General features: G+C 66.0%; 13 protein-coding genes. 2 read left to right on the top strand and 11 right to left on the bottom strand.

Annotated features, from left to right (window positions below):
• The first annotated feature begins 109 nt into the window (after nt 1-109).
• On the top strand, nt 110-2,122 hold the full coding sequence (mnmC, locus tag A5892_RS06895) for a bifunctional tRNA (5-methylaminomethyl-2-thiouridine)(34)-methyltransferase MnmD/FAD-dependent 5-carboxymethylaminomethyl-2-thiouridine(34) oxidoreductase MnmC (RefSeq protein ID WP_064122178.1): 2,013 nt from the start codon (nt 110-112) through the stop codon (nt 2,120-2,122).
• 180 nt (nt 2,123-2,302) lie between these two features.
• Nucleotides 2,303-3,768 (top strand): IS1182 family transposase gene (locus tag A5892_RS19750; RefSeq protein WP_411431756.1). Its coding sequence is split into 2 segments (ribosomal slippage): nt 2,303-2,872 and nt 2,875-3,768, totalling 1,464 coding nucleotides; the frame shifts between segments, so codons are not numbered across the junction.
• A 268-nt stretch (nt 3,769-4,036) separates the two neighbouring features.
• On the opposite strand, the gene A5892_RS06880 is transcribed toward A5892_RS19750, so the two are convergent.
• The 11 genes from A5892_RS06880 to A5892_RS06835 form a co-directional block, all read right to left on the bottom strand.
• On the bottom strand, nt 4,037-4,768 hold the full coding sequence (locus tag A5892_RS06880; RefSeq protein ID WP_064122175.1) for a response regulator: 732 nt from the start codon (nt 4,766-4,768) through the stop codon (nt 4,037-4,039).
• Nucleotides 4,769-4,801: 33 nt separating this feature from the next.
• Nucleotides 4,802-6,502: an ATP-binding protein gene (locus A5892_RS06875; protein WP_082890311.1), complete on the bottom strand. Its 1,701-nt coding sequence runs from the start codon at nt 6,500-6,502 to the stop codon at nt 4,802-4,804.
• Nucleotides 6,486-6,770, bottom strand: a complete 285-nt coding sequence (locus A5892_RS06870; protein WP_064122174.1) for a YheU family protein — start codon at nt 6,768-6,770, stop codon at nt 6,486-6,488. Before A5892_RS06870 ends, A5892_RS06875 begins: the two co-directional genes overlap by 17 nt.
• Nucleotides 6,767-8,821 carry an NAD-dependent DNA ligase LigA gene (gene ligA, locus A5892_RS06865; protein WP_064122173.1) on the bottom strand — a complete coding sequence of 685 codons (2,055 nt, stop codon included), beginning with the start codon at nt 8,819-8,821 and terminating at the stop codon, nt 6,767-6,769. Before ligA ends, A5892_RS06870 begins: the two co-directional genes overlap by 4 nt.
• Before the next feature lie 162 nt (nt 8,822-8,983).
• Nucleotides 8,984-10,762 (bottom strand): cell division protein ZipA C-terminal FtsZ-binding domain-containing protein, encoded by a 1,779-nt coding sequence (locus A5892_RS20680; protein WP_064122172.1) that lies wholly within the window; start codon nt 10,760-10,762, stop codon nt 8,984-8,986.
• 145 nt (nt 10,763-10,907) lie between these two features.
• Nucleotides 10,908-11,351, bottom strand: coding sequence for a hypothetical protein (locus A5892_RS20195; RefSeq protein WP_150123504.1), 444 nt, complete (start codon nt 11,349-11,351; stop codon nt 10,908-10,910).
• Nucleotides 11,348-14,848 (bottom strand): chromosome segregation protein SMC, encoded by a 3,501-nt coding sequence (gene smc, locus A5892_RS06855; RefSeq protein ID WP_064122171.1) that lies wholly within the window; start codon nt 14,846-14,848, stop codon nt 11,348-11,350. Before smc ends, A5892_RS20195 begins: the two co-directional genes overlap by 4 nt.
• Nucleotides 14,849-14,915: 67 nt before the next feature.
• A complete protein-coding gene (gene ccmI, locus A5892_RS06850; protein ID WP_064122170.1) occupies nt 14,916-15,821 on the bottom strand; it encodes a c-type cytochrome biogenesis protein CcmI in 906 nt (301 codons plus the stop codon).
• A complete protein-coding gene (locus A5892_RS06845; protein ID WP_064122169.1) occupies nt 15,818-16,348 on the bottom strand; it encodes a cytochrome c-type biogenesis protein in 531 nt (176 codons plus the stop codon). The genes ccmI and A5892_RS06845 overlap by 4 nt, the downstream gene beginning before the upstream one ends.
• Nucleotides 16,345-16,875, bottom strand: a complete 531-nt coding sequence (locus tag A5892_RS06840; RefSeq protein WP_064122168.1) for a DsbE family thiol:disulfide interchange protein — start codon at nt 16,873-16,875, stop codon at nt 16,345-16,347. The genes A5892_RS06845 and A5892_RS06840 overlap by 4 nt, the downstream gene beginning before the upstream one ends.
• Nucleotides 16,872-18,863 (bottom strand): heme lyase CcmF/NrfE family subunit, encoded by a 1,992-nt coding sequence (locus A5892_RS06835; protein ID WP_082890310.1) that lies wholly within the window; start codon nt 18,861-18,863, stop codon nt 16,872-16,874. The genes A5892_RS06840 and A5892_RS06835 overlap by 4 nt, the downstream gene beginning before the upstream one ends.
• Nucleotides 18,864-18,880 lie beyond the last annotated feature (17 nt).

Raw genomic sequence — 18,880 nt, 5'->3', positions numbered from 1 at the left:
CCTAGTCACGCCGAAGGTATCCCACGCGCCGCCGGCACACCCCGCCTTCAAATCGGTCGGCCGGGCATCGCATAATGGCGCCCCTCGCGCCCGCCAAGAATGCCTCGACATGTCTACCCACCACACCGTTCCAATCGCCCCCCTTACCGGACTCGAGCAAGCCCGGCTGCGCTGGCGCGACGATGCCCCCGAAGCGCTCGAGTTCGATGACGTCTACTTCTCCCGCGAGGATGGCCGGCGCGAGACCGAGCACGTGTTCATCGACAACAACCTGCTGCCCCAGCGGTTCGCCGCCTGGGACCAGTCCCGTCCGTTCGTGATCGCGGAGACCGGCTTCGGCTCGGGCCTCAACCTGCTGTGCGCCTGGGCTGCGTTCGAGCGCCACGCACCCGCCTCGGCGCGGCTGCACTTCGTCTCGGTGGAGCGCTACCCCTTCTCGGCTGCGGATCTTGCTCGCGCGCTCGGCGCCTGGCCGGAATTCGCCGACAAGGCGAGACGATTGATCGAGCAGTGGCCCCAACCGCTGCTCGGTGTCCACCGCCTCGAGCTCGACGAGCGTTGCACCCTGGATCTTCACTTCGGCGAGGCCGAGGAGCGGCTGGGCCAGCTCGATGGCCGGGTCGATGCCTGGTTCCTCGATGGATTCGCCCCGTCGAAGAATCCGCGAATGTGGAGCGAGGCGCTGTTCGCCGCGATCTCGCGGCTCAGCCATCCCGGTGCCTGCTTCGCGACGTTCACCTGCGCGGGCGTGGTCAAGCGCGGACTGGCCGGCGTCGGGTTCAACTGCGAGAAGGTGCCTGGCTTCGGGCGCAAGCGTGAGATGCTGCGCGGGCGGCTGGCCACCGCACTCCCCGACCAGCGCCGCGTGGCGACGCCCTGGTACGCCGCGCAGGGCGAATCCGCACGGGGCCTGCAGCGAGTCGCGGTGGTCGGTGCCGGTATCGCCGGTGCCAGCGTCGCCCATTCGCTGGCCCGCCGCGGCCATCGGGTCACCCTGATCGACCCGCTCGGCGTCGCGCACGCCGCCTCGGGCAATCGCCAGGCGGCGCTCTACGTCAAGCTGGCGGTGGCGACCAACCTGCAGAGCCGGTTCTATCTCGCCGCCCTCCTCCATCTGCATCGCCTGCTGGCGCGGCTCGACCCCGCACGCTCGGTTTGGTCCGACTGCGGTACGCTCGACTTGGCGCTGACGCCCACGGCGGCCGAGCGCCAGCGGCGCTTCCTCGATACCCATTCACTGCCTACCAGCGTGGTCGAAGGCGTCGATGCCGCCCGCGCCGGACAGCTCGCGAACACCGATCTCAGTCATGCAATGCATGCGCTCCACTATCCACAGGGAGGCTGGCTCGACCCGCACGCCCTGTGCCAGCGGCTGATCAGCCATCCGCACATCACCCTCAGCCTGCGCGAAGTGACGGCGCTGAGCCGGTTCGACGACGGCTGGCGCCTTGCCCTCGATGACCACGGCACGCTGGACGTCGACCAGGTGGTCATCTGCTGCGCCCGCAACGCCAAGCGCTTCGCCCAGCTCGCCCACCTGCCGCTCACCCCGGTGCGTGGCCAGGTCAGCGAGCTCGAGGTAGGGGAACATGCGCCGAGGCTCGGCTGCGTGGTCTGCGCCGGCGGCTATGCGCCTCCAGCGTATCGGGGAGTGCAGCTGTTCGGTGCCAGCTTCAAGGTCAATGACAGCGAGCTCGCCCCGCGTGAAGAGGAGACCCGCAGCAATTTGCTCGAGTTCTCGCATGCGCTGCCCGCGCTGGTCGCCTCACTCGAGGCGCAGGGAGTCGAGCCACTCAGCGCCGGTGCCCGGGTCGGTATTCGCACCGCGAGCCCGGACAAGTCGCCGTTCGTCGGAGCGGCACCGGATCTGGAGCAGTGGCTCAGCGCCTACGCCGCGCTGAGCAAGGACGCACGGCGCGTTCCAGCCGTGGAGGGAAGACGCCACCCGGGCCTCTGGGTCAGCACCGCCCACGGCTCACGCGGCATGGTCAGCGCCCCGCTCGCCGCCGAGCTGATCGCCTCCAGGATCAGCGGCGAACCCGCACCGATGGAACTCGCCCTGGTCGATCACCTCGACCCAGGGCGCCGGATCATCGCCGGGCTGATCCGCTCCCAAGGCTAGCTCGACGGCGCCTCGCCGGCGGAAAACCCGCGGCAAGAGCTATCGGCTCGAGGCGACGCGAAGAAATCGAGGACAAAAAAAAGCAGGCCCATAGGGCCTGCAACAGACTGCTGACAAAGTCCTGGCCTCACCGCCAGGGCTTTGTTTTGATGAAGGCATACCCTTTGCGAGTATGCCGCCGTGCTGCGAGAGCCCTCTCCTCATCAACATCAGCTCGAAATGGTCACGCTTGAAGAGCTGGTGCCGTCTGATCACCTGCTGCGTCACATCGACGCCACCCTCGATTTCTCCTTCATCCGCGACAAGGTCCGCCATCTCTACTGCGCCGATAATGGCCGCCCCGCGCTCGATCCCGTCATGCTGTTCAAGGCCTTGTTCATCGGCTACTTGTTCGGGGTGCGCAGCGAACGCCAATTGATGCGTGAGATCCAGGTCAACGTCGCCTATCGCTGGTTTCTCGGTCTCAGCCTGACCGACAAGGTGCCGGATGCCTCGACGATCAGCCAGAACCGACGACGACGCTTCAGCGATAACACCATCCATCAGGAGATTTTCGACACCGTGGTCGAACAGGCCATCGTGCAAGGACTGGTGGGCGGTGAAGTGCTTTATACCGACAGCACGCACCTCAAGGCGAACGCCAACAAGACGCGCTTCGTACGCGAGCAGGTTCAGCGGAGCACCGCCGGCTATCTCGATGCCCTGGATGACGCCGTCGAGGAGGATCGTGCCAAGCACGGAAAAAAGCACTGACGCCACGTGCCGCAGTCACCGAGACGGTCGAGAAGAAGATCAGCACTACCGACCCCGACAGTGGCTACATGGTGCGAGATGGCAAACCCACCGGCTTTTTCTACCTCGATCACCGTACCGTCGATGGCCGATGCGCGATCATCACCGATACCTACGTGACTCCTGCCAACGTGGCGGATAGCACGCCTTATCTCGCGCGGCTCGACCACCAATGCCAACGTTTCGATCTAGCGCCGCTCGCGGTGGGATTAGACGCTGGGTATTTCACCGCCGCCCTTTGCCAAGGCATCGAAGAACGCGATCTCTATGGCGTCATCGGTTACCGCCGTCCTAATAAACGTGAGGGCTATCTGCCCAAGCGGGCCTTCGTTTACGAGGCCGAGCAGGATGCCTATCTCTGTCCAGAGCGACACGGGCTGATCTACGCCACCACCGACCGCCATGGTTATCGGCACTACCGCAGTGACCCTGCCATTTGTCGGCACTGCCCACGACTGACTTCCTGCACGAGAAGCGCCAATCACACCAAGCTGGTGACCCGGCACGTCTGGGAGGACGCCAAGGAGCGTATCGAGAGCCACCGGTTGAGCGACTATGGGCGAGGGCTCTACAAGCGACGAAAGGAGACGGTGGAGCGAAGCTTCGCCGATGCCAAACAGCTACACGGCCATCGCTACGCTCGGATGCGGGGGCTGGCTCGGGTGAGAGAGCAGTGTCTGCTCGCCGCAGCCTGCCAAAACCTGAAGAAGATGGCCTTGGCGCGGATGCGCCGGCTATTTTCATCCATTTTTGGGGCCTGGAGCGTTGTTCAACGGCGCTGTGAGGCGTTGATGAGCGCCATGACCGTCATCTACCGATTCCCTGGGTATCTGCACGCAAAGTGGGTGGTTTGAACTGAAATGACGAACCCTGCCTGTAAAGGCAGGGTTCGTCAGCAGTCTGAAGCAGGCCCATAGGGCCTGCAATACGCACATACACCTTGAAGCACTTGATCAACAGGGTTCGCCTGGAAGACTCTCTCGCAGCCTTCGATCCAATGCCCAATCGGGCTAACCGATTGGATGAATGGAATTATAGTTCGCTCATTAAGAATTAACACAGAGTATTCGGAATCTCAGTGTTTCCATTTGAGCACCAATCCGTCGAAGTCGAGCGACGAGCTCAACGCCCGGCGCAGCGCTCCAAGAGCCTGCGATCGAGCGACTGGTAGGTGAACGAAGGCCGGCCGATCTGGCCATAGGCGAAGGATTCGCTGATCGCCTGCAGCTCGATCAGGTACTTGAGGTACTTGCGCACCGAGACCCGGGACATCCCGGTCCCTTCGGCGAGTGCCTCGGTGGTGAAGGGATCGTCGGCGAACAGCAGTACCGCCTCCGCGACCTGGGCCAGGCTGTGGCTGGTCAATCCCTTGGGCAGGTCGTCGTGGCGCCCGCCGCCGTTGGGCTGGAGACGAAACAGCCCATCGAGGGTGCGTTGATCGACCTGATCATCGACCCGCGCAAGCACCGCGCGCTGTCGGATGCAATCGTTCAGCGCCTGGCGAAAACGCTCGAACTCGAACGGCTTGACCAGGTAGTCGCTCACCCGCAGACGCCGAGCGGTGCGTACCGCTTCGGCTTCGGAGGCAGCGGTGATCAGGATCACATCGACGTCGCGCTGACGCTGGCTGAGCCAGCGGGCCAGGATCAAGCCGCTCTGGCCACCGAGGTAGACGTCGAGCAGCACGATATCTATCTCTTCGTTCTCCTCGAGCAGTCGCTGGGCACTGGCGACATCGACTGCCTGGGCGGCGAGCACCGCCCCTTCGATACGGGCGAGATACTCGACATTGAGCTTCATCACCATGGGATCGTCCTCGACGATCATCACCTGCGCGGGCTGGCTGGCAAACATCGAAAGCTCCAGGCTGATAGCGCTCAAAAGGCACTAGGGCGCGCTGACGTCCCTAGTCGCAGTAAAGGGATAGGTCACTTCTATCAGGGTCCCGCGTTCGGGCTCGGAGTAGAGCGAGAGCGTGCCTTCGGCGAGTTCGACGTACTCACGCACCAGGTAGAGCCCCACGCCGCGCCCCTCACCCTTGCTCGAGAAGCCATGATCGAAGATCCGCTCGCGCAGCGCCGGCGCGATACCGGGCCCGTTGTCCTGCACATGCAGCGAAAGCGACTGGGTGACCTCGTCGTATTCGAGCAACAGTAGCACTTCGGGCTGGGAACGCTGCGCCACTGCCTCGAGGGCATTTTCGACCAGATTGCCGATGATGGTCACCAGCGAATGGGCCTGGTCGTGTTCGAGCGCGGGGGGAATCTCGTTTTCCACGCTGATGCTCAGGGCCACGCCCCGCTCGGTCGCCTCGCTGCGCTTGCCGAGCAAAAAGGCTGCGAGGATCGGTTCGCGCAGGCGCTCGAAGGTAGCGCCGGGCGTGATCGCGCCATGCTCGATCAGCTCGCGTAGATAAAGGCGCAGCCGGGAGATGTCGCCAAGCTGGACCAGGCCCTGGATCACGTGGAGACGGTTCTTGAACTCGTGGGTATTGGCACGCAGCGCTTCGGCGTAGCGGCGCACGCCGGTGAGCTCCTCGGCATGACGCTGCACCTCGCCACGCTCGCGGAAGGTCATGATCGCCCCGATCACCCGCCCCTTGAGCCGAATCGGCCGGTAACTGGCGATGAACACGCCGTCACCGCAGCGCACGCCGAGATCGACCACCTCCTCGCCCTGGGCCAGCACGCGCTGGGCGACCTCGGCGCCGAACAAAGGGGTCGCACTGTGCCCTGGCTCCATCGCCAAGAGGCCTGCGTCGAGCAGCATCCGCCGCCCCGACGGGTTGATCAGCACGACCCGGCTGGCGTCGTCGGTGGCGATCACGCCTTCACGCAGCGAGTCGAGCATCGCGTGGCGCTCGTTGACCAGCCGCGCGATCTGCTCAGGCTCCATCCCCATCAACCGCCGCCGGATCGACCAGGCCAAGGTGAACGCTCCAAGCGAGCCGAGCGCTACGATGAATGCCAGGCCGAACAGCACCGTACTGCGGCTGGCGCTGTCGAGTAGCGCAATGCGGCTGAGCGTGATCCCGACCGCGACCGCACCGAGCTGCACGCCATCGCTGTCGCGCACCGGGGCATAGCCGCGTATCGCCTCGCCGATGCTGCCCGCCGCGCGCGAGACATAGTGCTCGCCGCGCAGCGCAGGTCCTTCGTCACCGCCATCGTAGCGCCCACCGATCCGCGAAGGATCGGGATGCGAGAGACGCAGCCCCTGGAGATCCATCACCACGATGTAGTCGACGCCGAGCCGCTCGCGCCAGCGCTGGATCTGGGTGGCGAACGCGGCGCGCTCGGGACTTCCGGGAGAAGCTTCAAGCGCCCCGCGGGAGGATTCACGATCGGCGATCAGCTCAGCGAGGTTGAGCAGCCGATGTTCCTGGAGGATACGGGCGCTGACCTCCATCTGCCGATCGAACAGCACATAGGCGAGCCCCAGGGCGGCGGCGATCATGCTCAGCACCAGCAGCCAGACCTGCAGCGCCAGAGAGATGCGCGGGCGCCGCCTCGGCGCCACCAGCACCCCGCCGCGCCCGCTACGACTCAGCCTGGTGGCGCGTCTTTCTCGTTCAGCCTGGCTGGTCATCGTCCAGCTCGTCGAAGCGGCGGATGAAACGCCTACGCTGCTCGGGGGTCATCACTTCGGTGGTCTCGGTGAGCAAATCGTGGATGATCAGAAGCTCTCCCCTCGACAGCTGCGCTTCCAGCTCGTCGACCCATCCACGCTCGCCCTCGCCGGTGTCCCCGCTGTCGTAGCCCTGGCGAGTAGCGAACTCACCGAGCAGGGCGCGACGCAGCTCTTCCGGCAGCATCGTCGCCGGCACGGTGATGAAGCGATCCTCGAAGCCGTTCATGCATCACCCCCTGCGCCGCTTTCGAACTCGACCAGACGAGCGAGGAAGGCCTGCTCATCGATCACCTCTACGCCGAGCTCCTCAGCCTTGGCGAGCTTGCTACCCGCGCCGGGTCCGGCGACCACGCAGCGGGTCTTCTTCGACACGCTGCCACTGACCTTGGCACCCAGACCGATCAGCCGGTCGCGCGCCTGATCGCGGCTCATCTCCTCGAGCGACCCGGTGAGCACCCAGGTCTGGCCTTCGAGCGGGCGCGGACGCGCCTCGATCTCGACCTCCTGCCACTTCACTCCGGCGTCGATCAAGGCATCGATGGTCTCGCGGTTATGGGCCTGGGCGAAGAAGGTCTCCACGTGCTCGGCGACCACCGGGCCGACGTCCGGCGCCTGGACCAGCGCCTCAGCGTCCGCCGCCATCAACGCCTTGAGCGTGCCGAAATGGCGCGCCAGGGTCGCTGCGGTGGTTTCGCCGACCTCGCGGATGCCGAGCGCATAGATGAAACGGGCGAGCGTGGTGTGCCGAGCGCGCTCGAGCGCCTGAATCAGATTGGCGGCGGACTTCTCGGCCATGCGGGGCAGCTCGGCAAGGGTCGGGGCTTCGAGCCAGAACAGATCCGCCGGGGTCTCGACCATACCGCGCTCGACCAGCTGGTCGATCAGCTTCTCGCCGAGACCATCGATATCCATCGCGCGTCGGCTGGCGAAGTGCTTCAACGCCTCCTTGCGCTGGGCGGGACAGAACAGCCCGCCGGAGCAGCGTGCGGCGACCTCGCCTTCGAGTCTCTCGACCTCGGCACCGCATATCGGGCAGTGCTCGGGCATCAGGATCTCTTCGGTCCGCTCAGGGCGCCGGTCGATCACCACCTGGACTACCTGGGGAATCACGTCGCCCGCGCGGCGAACGATCACATAGTCGCCGATCCGCACGCCGAGGCGCTCGACCTCATCCATATTGTGCAGCGTCGCATTGGAGACGGTGACCCCGGCGACCTGCACCGGCTCGAGCTTGGCCACCGGCGTGAGCGTGCCGACCCGCCCGACCTGGAACTCCACCGCCTTGAGCTGGGTGATTTGCTCCTGGGCGGGATACTTATACGCGATCGCCCAGCGCGGCGCGCGGGAGACGAAACCAAGCTCGCGCTGATCGCGCAGCGAATCGATCTTGAGCACCGCGCCATCGATGTCGTAGTCGAGCCGCTCGCGCCGCTCGCCGAGGCCTCGGCAGAATGCGACGATGCCCTCGGCACCCTGGGCCACGGCGAGCTCGGGGCTGGTGCGGAAACCCCACTCGCGCAGCCGCGCCATCATCGCCGAGTGGGTTTCTTCCCATTCGGCTCCCTCGAGCTGGGCGACCTGATAGGCGCAGAACTCCAACGGCCGCGCCGCGGCGATCTGGGGATCAAGCTGGCGCAGGCTGCCGGCGGCTGCGTTGCGCGGATTGGCGAATACCTTGCCGCCCTCCAGGCGTGCGCTTTCGTTGAACCGCTCGAAGCCCGGGCGGCTCATATAGACCTCGCCGCGCACTTCGAGCAGCGATGGATGGTCGCTTCCGCGCAGGCGCAATGGAATCGAGCGCAGCGTGCGCAGGTTGCTGGTGATCCCCTCGCCGACCCGTCCATCTCCGCGGGTCGCGCCCTGGTCCAGCCGACCATCGCGATAGATCAGTGAAACGGCAAGGCCGTCGAGCTTGGGCTCGCAGCAGAAGGTCAACGCCTCGGCATCACGCTCGAGACGCTCGGCGGCACGCTTGACGAAGGCACGCAGCTCATCGTCATCGAAAGCATTGTCCAACGAGAGCATCGGCACGCTGTGCTCGACCGGTGGGAAGCCTTCGGCGATCTTGGCGCCGACCCGCTGGGTCGGCGAATCGGCGCTGGCGCATTCGGGATGCTCTAGCTCGAGGGTTTGCAGCCGGCGCATCATCCGGTCGTACTCGACATCGGGAATCGCGGCTTGGTTCTCTACGTAGTAACGGTGGTTGGCATCTTCGATCTGCTGGCGAAGCGCATTCACTTCAGCCACCACCTCGGAGGAAGTCTCGGCACGGCTCACAGGGTTACCCAGTCAGGCAGGAGGGCGGTCGGCGCTCGAAGGCGCCTCGGTCTGGTCGCCCAGATTCTAGCAGCTGGGAGACAAGCCCGAGACACTTGGCGCGACCAAAGCGAAACGGCGCAGCCCCATCAGGGGGCTGCGCCGCTTGCGGGGCAGGCAGGATCAACGCGACTGGCGATAGAGCCGCATTCGACGTTCGAACTCATGCACTCGCTGGCGGGTGAACTCGACCGTCTGAGCGGTCATCACGCTCTGCTGCTCGTCGCGCAGCTCACCATTGAGATTCCTGACCAGCACCTTGGCGGTCTCGAACATCGCATCGAAAGCACCGCTCGAATCATCGGCGGAGGGCAGCGGCATCAGGAAGGTCACCCCGCGGGTGGAGAAAGTCTCCATCTCCTCGATCGGAAAGCTCCCGGGCTTGAGCGCATTGACCACCGAGAACTGCAGCGGACTCTGCTCGGCCTCGGTCTCGAAGCGGTGAAAGAGCCCACCCTCCGGGCTGTAGCGCAACCCGCAGGCGAGCAGCAGCTGGAGCAGATCGATACCGTGGAAGCGCTCGCCATCGCGCGCGACCACATTGATCACCAGCACCTCCTCGGCATCGCCAAGCACGTGCAGCGCGTCACTGCCCGACACCCGGTGACGCAGTGCGCGTTCGATCACTGGATGCAGTTCCGGCGCAGGCGTACGCCCCCGTTCGGCTCGATCGTAATCGCGCGGCTCGTCGGCAAAACGGCGATCATCGTCCCGGTAGGACTCAGCGGCGCGGCCGCCGCGAGGCGCATCGTCGTGATGACCGTCCAGGTACTCGTCCTGATCAGCGCCTCGCCGATACTCCCTAGGGTCTCGATCATGGCGCTGCTCGAACTCCGGTTCGAAGCCCGCATCGCCGGCGCGCTGGTACTCCTCGTCGGCACGGCGGCGCGGGGCGAAGAGCGGATCGTCGTCATCGTCGAACTCCCGCTTGGCGCCGAAGCGGTCCAGGTCAGGCAGTCCACGGCCATCTTCGCCACGCTCGGGCGCCGAGAGCGCCTGCTGCTGCGCACGGCGCTCGCGCTCTTCGCGCTCCTGCGCCTCGCGCTTCTTGCGCTCTTCCTCGCGCCTCAGCCGCAGCTCCTCGGCCTGGCGCTCCTTCTCTTCCCTGCGTCGAGCCTTCTCCTCGGCACGCCGGGCACGCTCCTCGAGCCGGCGAACGCGCGCCTCCTCACGCTTGATCGCGCGCTGCTCGCGACGCTCGGCGGCGGCTTCCTGCAGTCGCGCGACGCCGTCCATCGGGCGACGGAAGAGTATCTCGGAAAGCCCTTCATAGCGGGGATCATCGACATGCTCGTCTTCACCTTCGAAGCGCTGGAAGCCTTCGCGCGCGCTCGCCTCGCGCGCAGGCTTGGGCTTGCCCTCTTCTTCGTGCTCGGCATGCTCTTCATCCTCGAACTCGCGCTCGTCCCACTCGAGCTCTTCGTCATGTTCGAGCGGCGCTCCGGCCTCGAGCCGCGACTCCTCGCGCGCGCTCGTGTCGAATCGCTCGACCACCTCTTCGCCGTGTTCGCTCGCGCGGTAGTCGGCCATCGCCAGCGGTGAGGAGGAGGTGCTCAGGTAGGCCTCCTCCTCGCCATCGGCCAGCGCGAGCTTGGGCTCGTGACGCGATGCCTCGACCGCACGCTCGGTACGAGCGAACGGCAGCTTGGTCTTCATCCCGCGGCGCTCGAACAGCGACACGTTGGATTCGGGAGGCGCCACCCGCGCCGACTCGACCACCCGCGCGCCGCCGTTGGGCAGCTCCCAGTCGAGGGCCTTGCCGCGTTTTTCCTGTTCGTTGGCATCCCCGCCCTCGTCGAGCCGGGGAATCTGCTTCTGCCTGCGGTAGCGACGCGCCCCATCGATCACGATGACGACGACCAGCACCAGTCCCAGAATGATGAGCCACTCGCGTAATTCCATGGAGTCTCGACCTGTTCAATGGATCGCGCGTGATGAACGCGGCACGATCGATGAAAAAATGCGTACCCGAACGTAAAGAGGATCGCGACTTTCAGGTTCCGCCGGAAAACGCTCGGTTCGATGCGCCTTCGGACCAGGCCCTGTCCTACTGATGCTGCAATGACCGGTGGTTGCCCATGCCGACGGCGGCATGGTTCGCCGCCCGCCAAGCTTTCCACACGCCGCTTCGTACTGACAGTAACGGTTTTTTATAGCTTAGAAAAAAATTCATAAAAGAGTAGGTCGAACGTTGCATAGGTTGCACTGCGGTGCGAATCACAGCGTCAACGGTATTCGACTTCCGTCCCATCGCTTCCTCGTGTCGCGTTCCGAGCAGCGAGTCGAGGAGATGGGAGCTGAGGAATTTCATCGATTGAACGTCCGAGGATGATCTTCGCTTGATTATCGTCATCTCGCTGGACGAAGCCAAGTTCACACCACGCAAGATGACCAAATTGCACGCAAAAAAACGCTGCCAACCGACCTTTTTCAGTCCTTCTTCACCATTCGCTCCTGCTTCACCATCCCGATGCGCGAGATCCAGGTTCAAGCCTCGGCCAAGGCAGCAGCCGCCTCGACGTCGACCGATACCAGGCGGGACACCCCGGGCTCCTGCATGGTCACCCCCATCAGCCGGTTGGCCGCTTCCATCGCGATCTTGTTATGGGTGATATAGATGAACTGGACGGTGGAGGACATGTCCTTGACCAGCCGTGCATAGCGCCCGACGTTGGCATCGTCGAGCGGTGCATCGACTTCGTCCAGCATGCAAAAGGGCGCGGGATTGAGGCGGAATATCGCGAACACCAGTGACAACGCCGTCATCGTCTTCTCGCCCCCGGAAAGCAGGTGGATGGTGCTGTTCTTCTTGCCCGGAGGGCGCGCCATGATCGCAACGCCGGTCTCGAGCAGATCGTCACCGGTCAAGGTAAGCCAAGCCGCCCCGCCGCCGAAGACCTTGGGAAAGAGCTCTCCGAGGCCTGTATTGACCTGCTCGAAAGTGGCCTTGAAACGGGCACGGGTTTCCTGGTCGATCTTGCGGATCGCACGCGCGAGCGTGTCGAGCGCCTCCGACAGCTCCTGGTGCTGGCCCTCGAGATAGTCGCGCCGCTCCGACTGCTGATCGAACTCCTCGATCGCCGCCAGGTTGATCGCGCCGAGCCGCTTGATCCGCTCCCCGGTGTCGTCCAGCGCCTGCTGCCAACGCGACTCGCTGGCATCCTCGGCGAGCCCGGCGGCCAGCGCCTCGGCATCGTGCTCGAGCTCGGCGAGCTGCGCTTCGTGGGTCGCGGCCTTGAGCGAAAGCTCCTGGACCTGCATGCGCATCTCCTCGAGCCGGCCACGCAGCTGGTCGAGGTCACGCTCATGCCCTTGGCGGCGAAGCTCGAGATCGCGCATCCGCTCGCCGAGGTCGCGCGAGCGCTCGCGCAGCTCGGAAAGCGCGAGTTCTTCGACACCGCGGCGGTCGAGGAGTTCATCGAGCAGCGCGCGCTGCTCCTCCTCGGGCTCACGCAGCGCCTCGCGCTGCTCGAGGAGCATCGCGCGACGCTCCTCGATACGTTCGCGCTGGCCGTCACCTCGGCCGCGCGAGCGCTGCATGCCCTCGAGCTCGGTGGTCAGGCGCTGGCGCTCGATTTCAAGCTGGGCGGCATGCTCACGCGCGGGGCCGAGCTCGCTGCGCACCGTGCCAAGCGCCTCGAGCGCCTCCCGTCGCCCACGTTCGAGCGCTTCGCGCCGCTGCGCGCTATGCTCCAGGGCTTCAATCGCCAGGCTTAAGCCTTCGCGGCTCTCCTCCATCAGCAGCGCGCGCTCCTCGCGACGCTCGAAGAGCCCGGCCAGCTCCTCATCGAGCTCCTCCACCCGACCGCCCAGATGCTCGAGCCGAGCCACCAGGTTGGCATGCGCGAGGCTGAGCCGCTGACGCTCGGCCCCCTGGGTGCGCTCTTGCTCACGCAGGTTCTCGAGCTCCGCGTCGGCGCGCCCGATCGTCTCGCGGCAGAGATCGAGCTCGCCGTCGATCGCTTCCAACCGCTGGTCGAGTTCTGCAAGCTCGAGCTCGACCTCTTCGCGCCTGCGCCGCTGGTTGATCACGCCCTCCTCGCGGGCCTCCTGGCCGAGCTGGCGGCGCCAGCCGCGCCCCAACCAGAGCCCATCCGGGGTGAGCAGGCTGGCGCCAGGGGCGAGCGTCTCGCAGCGCGCCAGCGCCTGGGCTTCGTCGGTCGCGGTCTCGATCCGCGCCAGCCATTCGCCGAGCGCGCCCGCACCAGAGACCTTGGCCGCGAGGCTGCCGGCAGGCGCCGCATGCTCGGCGGCGTCGATCAAGCCGAGCTCACCGCTCGCCAGCGCTTCCAGCCCGGCCGGGAGGCGCTCGATCATCCTCGCTTCGAGCCAGGGTGCGAGCACCCAGGCCACCGCGCTCTCCCAGCCACGCTCGACCACCAAGGTCTCGGCAAGCTGCGCGGCCTGATCGAGCCCTTGGCGGGCGAGGTAGTCGGTGAGCGCCTGGTCACCGCTTGCCAGCGCGGCGTCGATCAGCGCGGTGAGCGAGGCGTGCTCGCCGCGCAGCCGGTGCTGCCGTTCGATGATGCTCTCGCGTGTGGCGGTGTGATCGCGCAGCGACTCGCCGGCGCGCTCGCGCGATTCGAGCAGCGCTTCGCGCTGGGCATCGAGCGATTCGAGCTCGAGATCGAGCGCTGCGATCCGCTCCTCGAGCATTTCACGCTCCTCTTCGAGCCCGGAGAGCTCGGGCAGCTCACGGCGCTGGGCCTGGCGGCGCTCGAGCTGGCGCGCTAGCTCCTCGAGCTCACGCTCGAATCCCCGTACCTCGCTCTGGGCCCGCTCGGCGGCGCGAGCGCGTTCGGCATCCTCGGCGAGAAAGTCATCCCACTCGCGCTGACAAGCCTGCTGCCGGGATTCAGCCTCGTGCACGCGGGCTTCGAGCAGCGCCATACGCTCCTCGGCCTGCTCCTGCTCCGGCCCGAGCGCCTCGAGCCGCGCCTGGACGTCGACGAAGCGGCCCTGGTCCTGCTCCTCGAGCCGGGCGAGCTCGGCCTGCTCGCGCGCAATGTCATCGAGGTCGCGGGCCAGCTGGCGCTCGCGGGCCTGGGCGTTCTCCAACCACTGCTCGAGGCGGGCGATCGCCGCACTGGTCTCGGAGAAACGGCTCTGGTGCTGGTCGAGCTTGCCGGTCAGCCCGTCGTACTCGAGCCGCGCTTCCTCGAGCAGGCGCTCGCACTCGCGCACGCCATAGACGTTGCGCTCGCGCTCGATCTCGATGTCGCGGACCTGGGCCTCGGTATCCTGCTGGCGGGCGCGAAGCGCGCGGGAGCGGATCAGCGCCAGCTCTCCCTTGAGCCGATGCTCCTGCTGCTTGAGCGATTGATAGCGCTTGGCCGCCTCGGCCTGGCGCTTGAGCCGTTCGAGCTGCTTGTCGAGCTCCTCGCGCAGGTCGTTGAGTCGTTCGAGGTTCTCCTCGGTGCGCCGCATGCGGTTCTCGGTCTCGCGGCGCCGCTCCTTGTACTTGGAGATACCCGCCGCCTCCTCGAGTGTGGCGCGCAGCTCGTCGGGGCGCGCCTCGACCAGCCGCGAGATCATGCCCTGGCCGATGATCGCGTAGGAGCGCGGGCCGAGCCCGGTACCGAGGAACAAATCGCTGATGTCGCGGCGACGGCACTTCTCGCCATTGAAGTAGTAGAGCGACTGGCCGTCGCGGGTGACCAGGCGCTTGACCGAGAGCTCGGCATACTGGGCATAGACGCCGCCGAGCTTGCGCTGGGGATCGTCCGGGTCATTGTCGAAGGTGAGCTCGATCGACGCCTGGCCGACCGGCTTGCGTCCGGTGGAGCCGTTGAAGATAACGTCCGCCATCGACTCGCCGCGCAGCATCTTCGCCGACGACTCCCCCATCACCCAGCGCACCGCGTCGATGACGTTGGACTTGCCACAGCCATTGGGCCCGACGATCGCGGTCATGTTGCTCTCGAACGGCACCGTGACCGGGTCGACGAAGGATTTGAAACCCACCAGCTTGATCGATTTGAGTCGCATGTTCGCGCCTGTCAGCTCCATCCCAGGGCGCGAATGCGCCACATCGCATGCGGGAAGCGGCGATTGGCTACTGCCGCGTGGAAGGCAGACTATCACCGGTGCCGCCCGCGGGCGAGGCGGTGAGTCGCTGACGAGCGATCTCGATGCCCTCGCGCAGGGCGCGGGTACTGGCCGGGTCCTGCTGGCCGGCGAGCGCCAGACGCCAGTGATCGATCGCCTGCTGGAACTCTCCACGGGTGAAGGCATCGAAGCCCAGCATCCCATGCAGGGTCGGCTGGCGCGGGTCGAGCCGTTCGACCCGCTCGGCAAGCCGCTGGACTTCCGGCGTCATCCGCCTGCCCACGGAAAAGTACTTGGCCTGGGCGAGCTCGGCGAGCAGTGCCGGGGTCTCGCCTTCGAGTGCGATCACCCGCTCGAGCACCCGGACCGCGTCGTCGAAGCGACCGGCATCGCGATACAGCGGATAGAGCAGCCCCCAGGCGCTGGGATTACCCGGCTGGCGCTCGGCCTCCTGCTCGAAGCGTGCGATGTAGTGCGCGCTGGAAGGATCATTGCTGGCGGCCACCTCTTGACGCACCCCGTAAAGGGCGAGGTCTCCCGCGCTGCCAGCGAAATGATAGGCCGCGAGGCTCGCCCCAGCCGCCGCGAGCAAACCGACCAGTACCAGCCAGCGACCGCTCTCGACCGAGGCGAGCGCCGCCGGCTGGGTGACGCCGCTCTCCTCGAGCAGTTTGCGCTCGAGCTCGAGACGCGCACTGACGTAATCCGCCTGATCGATGCCGCCTTCACCGCGAAGCGTGTCGAGCGCCGCCAAGCGGCTCCTGAACACCCGCACGTTGGCCGCGCCGAGACCATCCTCGCGCTCGAATCGCCCCTGGCTCGCCGCCAACCGGGGAGCGAGACGAAGCGGCGCGCAGATGAACAGGGCGAACAGCACCAGCAAAGCGACGATGCCGATCCATAGCGGCGTCATGGCCGCGGCTCCTGGCGGTCGTCTTCATCCAGCGCCTCGGGGGCATGCTTCTCGAGCAGTTCAGCGAGCCGGGCGCGCTCGCGCTCGTCGAGCTCGCTGACCCGCTCACGGCGCGCCCGGATGATCAGCAGCCCGAGAATCACCAGCCCCAGCAGCACGGCCAGCCCCGGCAGCCCCCAAAGCAGCCAGGTGCGGCTTTCGATCCGCGGCTTGTAGAGCACGTACTCGCCGAAGCGATCGACCAGCGCCTGGCGGATCTGCTCGTCGCTGCGCCCCTGGTTCAGCCATTCGCTGATCCGGTCGCGCATGTCGGCGGCGATCGGTGCGTTGGAACTGGCGAGGTTCTGGTTCTCGCACTTCGGGCAGCGCAGCTCCTCGGTAAGCGCCTGATAGCGGCCAGCGAGCGAGGGATCGTCGAAGCGATGCGGCTCGTTCGCCGACGCGAGCGAGACGAAGACCAGCGCGCCGAGCGCGCAGGCGATGAGCAGCGCGCGGCGCAGCGAACGGGCGAATGAGAAGCTGCTCATGGGCCAAGACTCTCGATCGTCGGCATGATCACCCGGTCGACGTCCTCCGGGGTGATGTAGCCAGTGTGATGGTAGCGGATCACGCCATTGGCATCGACGATGAACGACTCGGGCGCGCCATAGACGCCGAGATCGAAGCCCAGCGAGCCGTCAGGGTCGAAAACGTTGGCGGTGAAGGGGTCGCCGAACTGGTCGAGGAAGGCATGAGCGTTGTCGCGGGTATCCTTGTAGTCGACCCCAATGATCCTAACTCCACGCTCGGCCAAGTCGAGCAGCTGCGGCATCTCCTGCTTGCAGGTCGGGCACCACTCACCCCAGACGTTGACCAGGCTCACCTGCCCATCGAGCAGCGACTGGTCGTGAACCACGGAAGGATCGTCGAGGTCCTCGAGCGCGAAGGCGGGAAACGGCGTCGACAGCAGCGCCGAAGTGCGCGCGGCGGGATCACGTCCGATGCCGTGCCAGAGAAACACCGCGAGGGCGACGAACAGGATCAGTGGAACGAACAGCAGCAGGCGCGATCTCATCGGCCGACCTCCTCGAACGGCGCAGTGCCGGTGGCGTCGATACGGTTTTTACGGCGCAGCCGGTAGCGCTTGTCACTGGCGGCGAGCAGCCCGCCAATCGCCATCAATAGCGCACCCGCCCATAGCCAGCGCACGAACGGCTTGACCTGGATACGCACCGCCCAGGCCCCGCCGTCGAGCGGCTCGCCCAGCGCGACGTAGAGATCGCGTAGCAGCCCCGCTGCCAGCGCGGTCTCGGTCATCGCCTGGCGGCTGGCGAGGAACACCCGTTTCTCGGGATGCATCAGCCGCACCAGTCGCCCATCGCGCTCGACGCGGATGGTCGCACGGTCGGCGATGAAGTTGCTTCCCCTGCGCTCATCGAGCGAGGTCATGGTGAAGCGATAGCCGCTCACCTCCACGCTGGTGCCGGGCGCCATGCGCGCATTACGCTCGACGCCGTAGTGGGAAACCAGGGTCACGCCGGTGATCGATACCGCAAGCCCCAGGTGACCGAGCACCATGCCGTAATGGCTGCGCGACAGCCGTTTGAGCCCGCGCGGGCCGTCGCGCCGCAGCTGGATCAAAAGGTCGCGCCCGAGCGGCAGCACGATCCACAGCGCCATCGCCAGGCCCAGCGAGACGCCCAGGCTCCACTCACCACGATAGAGCAGCGGCGTAATGATACCGATCACCAGCGCAACCAGCGCGCCCGGCCACGCGCGCCGGCGAAGCTCGGCACCTTTCATCGACTTCCACTGGCTGATCGGGCCAAGCCCCATGAAGATCGAGAGCGCAGCGGAGAGCGGCACGAACACCAGGTTGAAGTACGGCGGCCCCACCGATATCTGTCCGAGGTCCAGCGCGTCGAGCACCAATGGATAGAGCGTACCGAGCAGCACGGTGAGCATCATCACCAGCAGCAGCAGGTTGTTGGCCAAGAGCATCGCGTCGCGCGAGATCCACGAGAATGCCCCGCGAGTGGTGACGCGCGGCGCCCGAAAAGCGAAGAGCAGCAGCGAGGCGCCGACGGTGATCCCGAGCAGCACCAGGATGAAGGTGCCTCTCGAGGGGTCGTTGGCGAAGGCATGCACTGAGGTGAGCACCCCGGAGCGAACCAGGAAGGTACCGAGCAGCGACAGCGAAAAGGTGAGGATCGCCAGCAGTACGGTCCAGCTCTTGAACGTACCGCGCTTCTCGGTGACGGCGAGGGAGTGGATCAGCGCGGTGCCGGCGAGCCAGGGCATCAGCGAGGCGTTCTCGACCGGGTCCCAGAACCACCAGCCGCCCCAGCCCAGCTCGTAGTAGGCCCACCAGCTGCCGAGCGCGATCCCCACGCTAAGAAACGCCCAAGCGATATTGCTCCAGGGCCGGACCCAGCGGGTCCAGGCAGCATCGAGCCTACCGCCGAGCAGTGCGGCGATGGCGAATGAAAAGGCCACCGAGAAACCGACATAGCCCATGTAGAGCATCGGTGGATGGACGATCAGCCCCGGGTCCTGGAGCAGCGGATTGAGATCAGCGCCGTCACCCGGCGGCAGCGGCAGCAACCGAGCGAAAGGGTTGGAGGTCTTGATCACGAAGGCGAGAAAGCCCGTTGCGATCATCCCCATCACCGCCAGCACCCGGGCGAGCAGATCACGCGGCAACCGCCCAGAGAATACCGCTACCGCAAGCCCCCAGGCCGAGAGCATCAGCGACCACAGCAGCACCGAGCCTTCATGCCCGCCCCATACCGCGCTGAGCTTGTAGTACCACGGCAGCAGCGAGTTGGAGTTCTGCGCCACGTAGGCGACGCTGAACAGGTCGTTGTAGAAGCTCAGGGTCAGCGCGAGATAGGCGAGCCCGACGAAGCAGAACTGCGCCGCGGCCATCGGCTGGGCAAAGCTCATCCACAGCGGATTGCGCCGCCAGGCACCGAGCAATGGCACCACTGCTTGCAGCACGCTCGCGGCCAGTGCCAGCAGCAGAGCGAAAAAGCCGAGTTCGGGAAGCCACTCGATTGACATGGACGGATCCGTTGCTG

The organism is Halotalea alkalilenta, from assembly GCF_001648175.1.
In the GTDB taxonomy this organism is placed as follows: domain Bacteria; phylum Pseudomonadota; class Gammaproteobacteria; order Pseudomonadales; family Halomonadaceae; genus Halotalea; species Halotalea alkalilenta_A.
This window is presented reverse-complemented; position numbering and strand designations above follow the sequence as displayed.

Bases quoted from the DNA above. Each gene is read 5' to 3' on its own strand.
- mnmC (WP_064122178.1), top strand. From the start codon at position 110: ATGTCTACCCACCACACCGTTCCAATCGCCCCCCTTACCGGACTCGAG.
- A5892_RS06880 (WP_064122175.1), bottom strand. From the start codon at position 4,768: ATGTTTGCCAGCCAGCCCGCGCAGGTGATGATCGTCGAGGACGATCCC.
- A5892_RS06875 (WP_082890311.1), bottom strand. From the start codon at position 6,502: ATGACCAGCCAGGCTGAACGAGAAAGACGCGCCACCAGGCTGAGTCGT.
- A5892_RS06870 (WP_064122174.1), bottom strand. From the start codon at position 6,770: ATGAACGGCTTCGAGGATCGCTTCATCACCGTGCCGGCGACGATGCTG.
- A5892_RS20680 (WP_064122172.1), bottom strand. From the start codon at position 10,762: ATGGAATTACGCGAGTGGCTCATCATTCTGGGACTGGTGCTGGTCGTC.
- smc (WP_064122171.1), bottom strand. From the start codon at position 14,848: ATGCGACTCAAATCGATCAAGCTGGTGGGTTTCAAATCCTTCGTCGAC.
- ccmI (WP_064122170.1), bottom strand. From the start codon at position 15,821: ATGACGCCGCTATGGATCGGCATCGTCGCTTTGCTGGTGCTGTTCGCC.
- A5892_RS06845 (WP_064122169.1), bottom strand. From the start codon at position 16,348: ATGAGCAGCTTCTCATTCGCCCGTTCGCTGCGCCGCGCGCTGCTCATC.
- A5892_RS06840 (WP_064122168.1), bottom strand. From the start codon at position 16,875: ATGAGATCGCGCCTGCTGCTGTTCGTTCCACTGATCCTGTTCGTCGCC.
- A5892_RS06835 (WP_082890310.1), bottom strand. From the start codon at position 18,863: ATGTCAATCGAGTGGCTTCCCGAACTCGGCTTTTTCGCTCTGCTGCTG.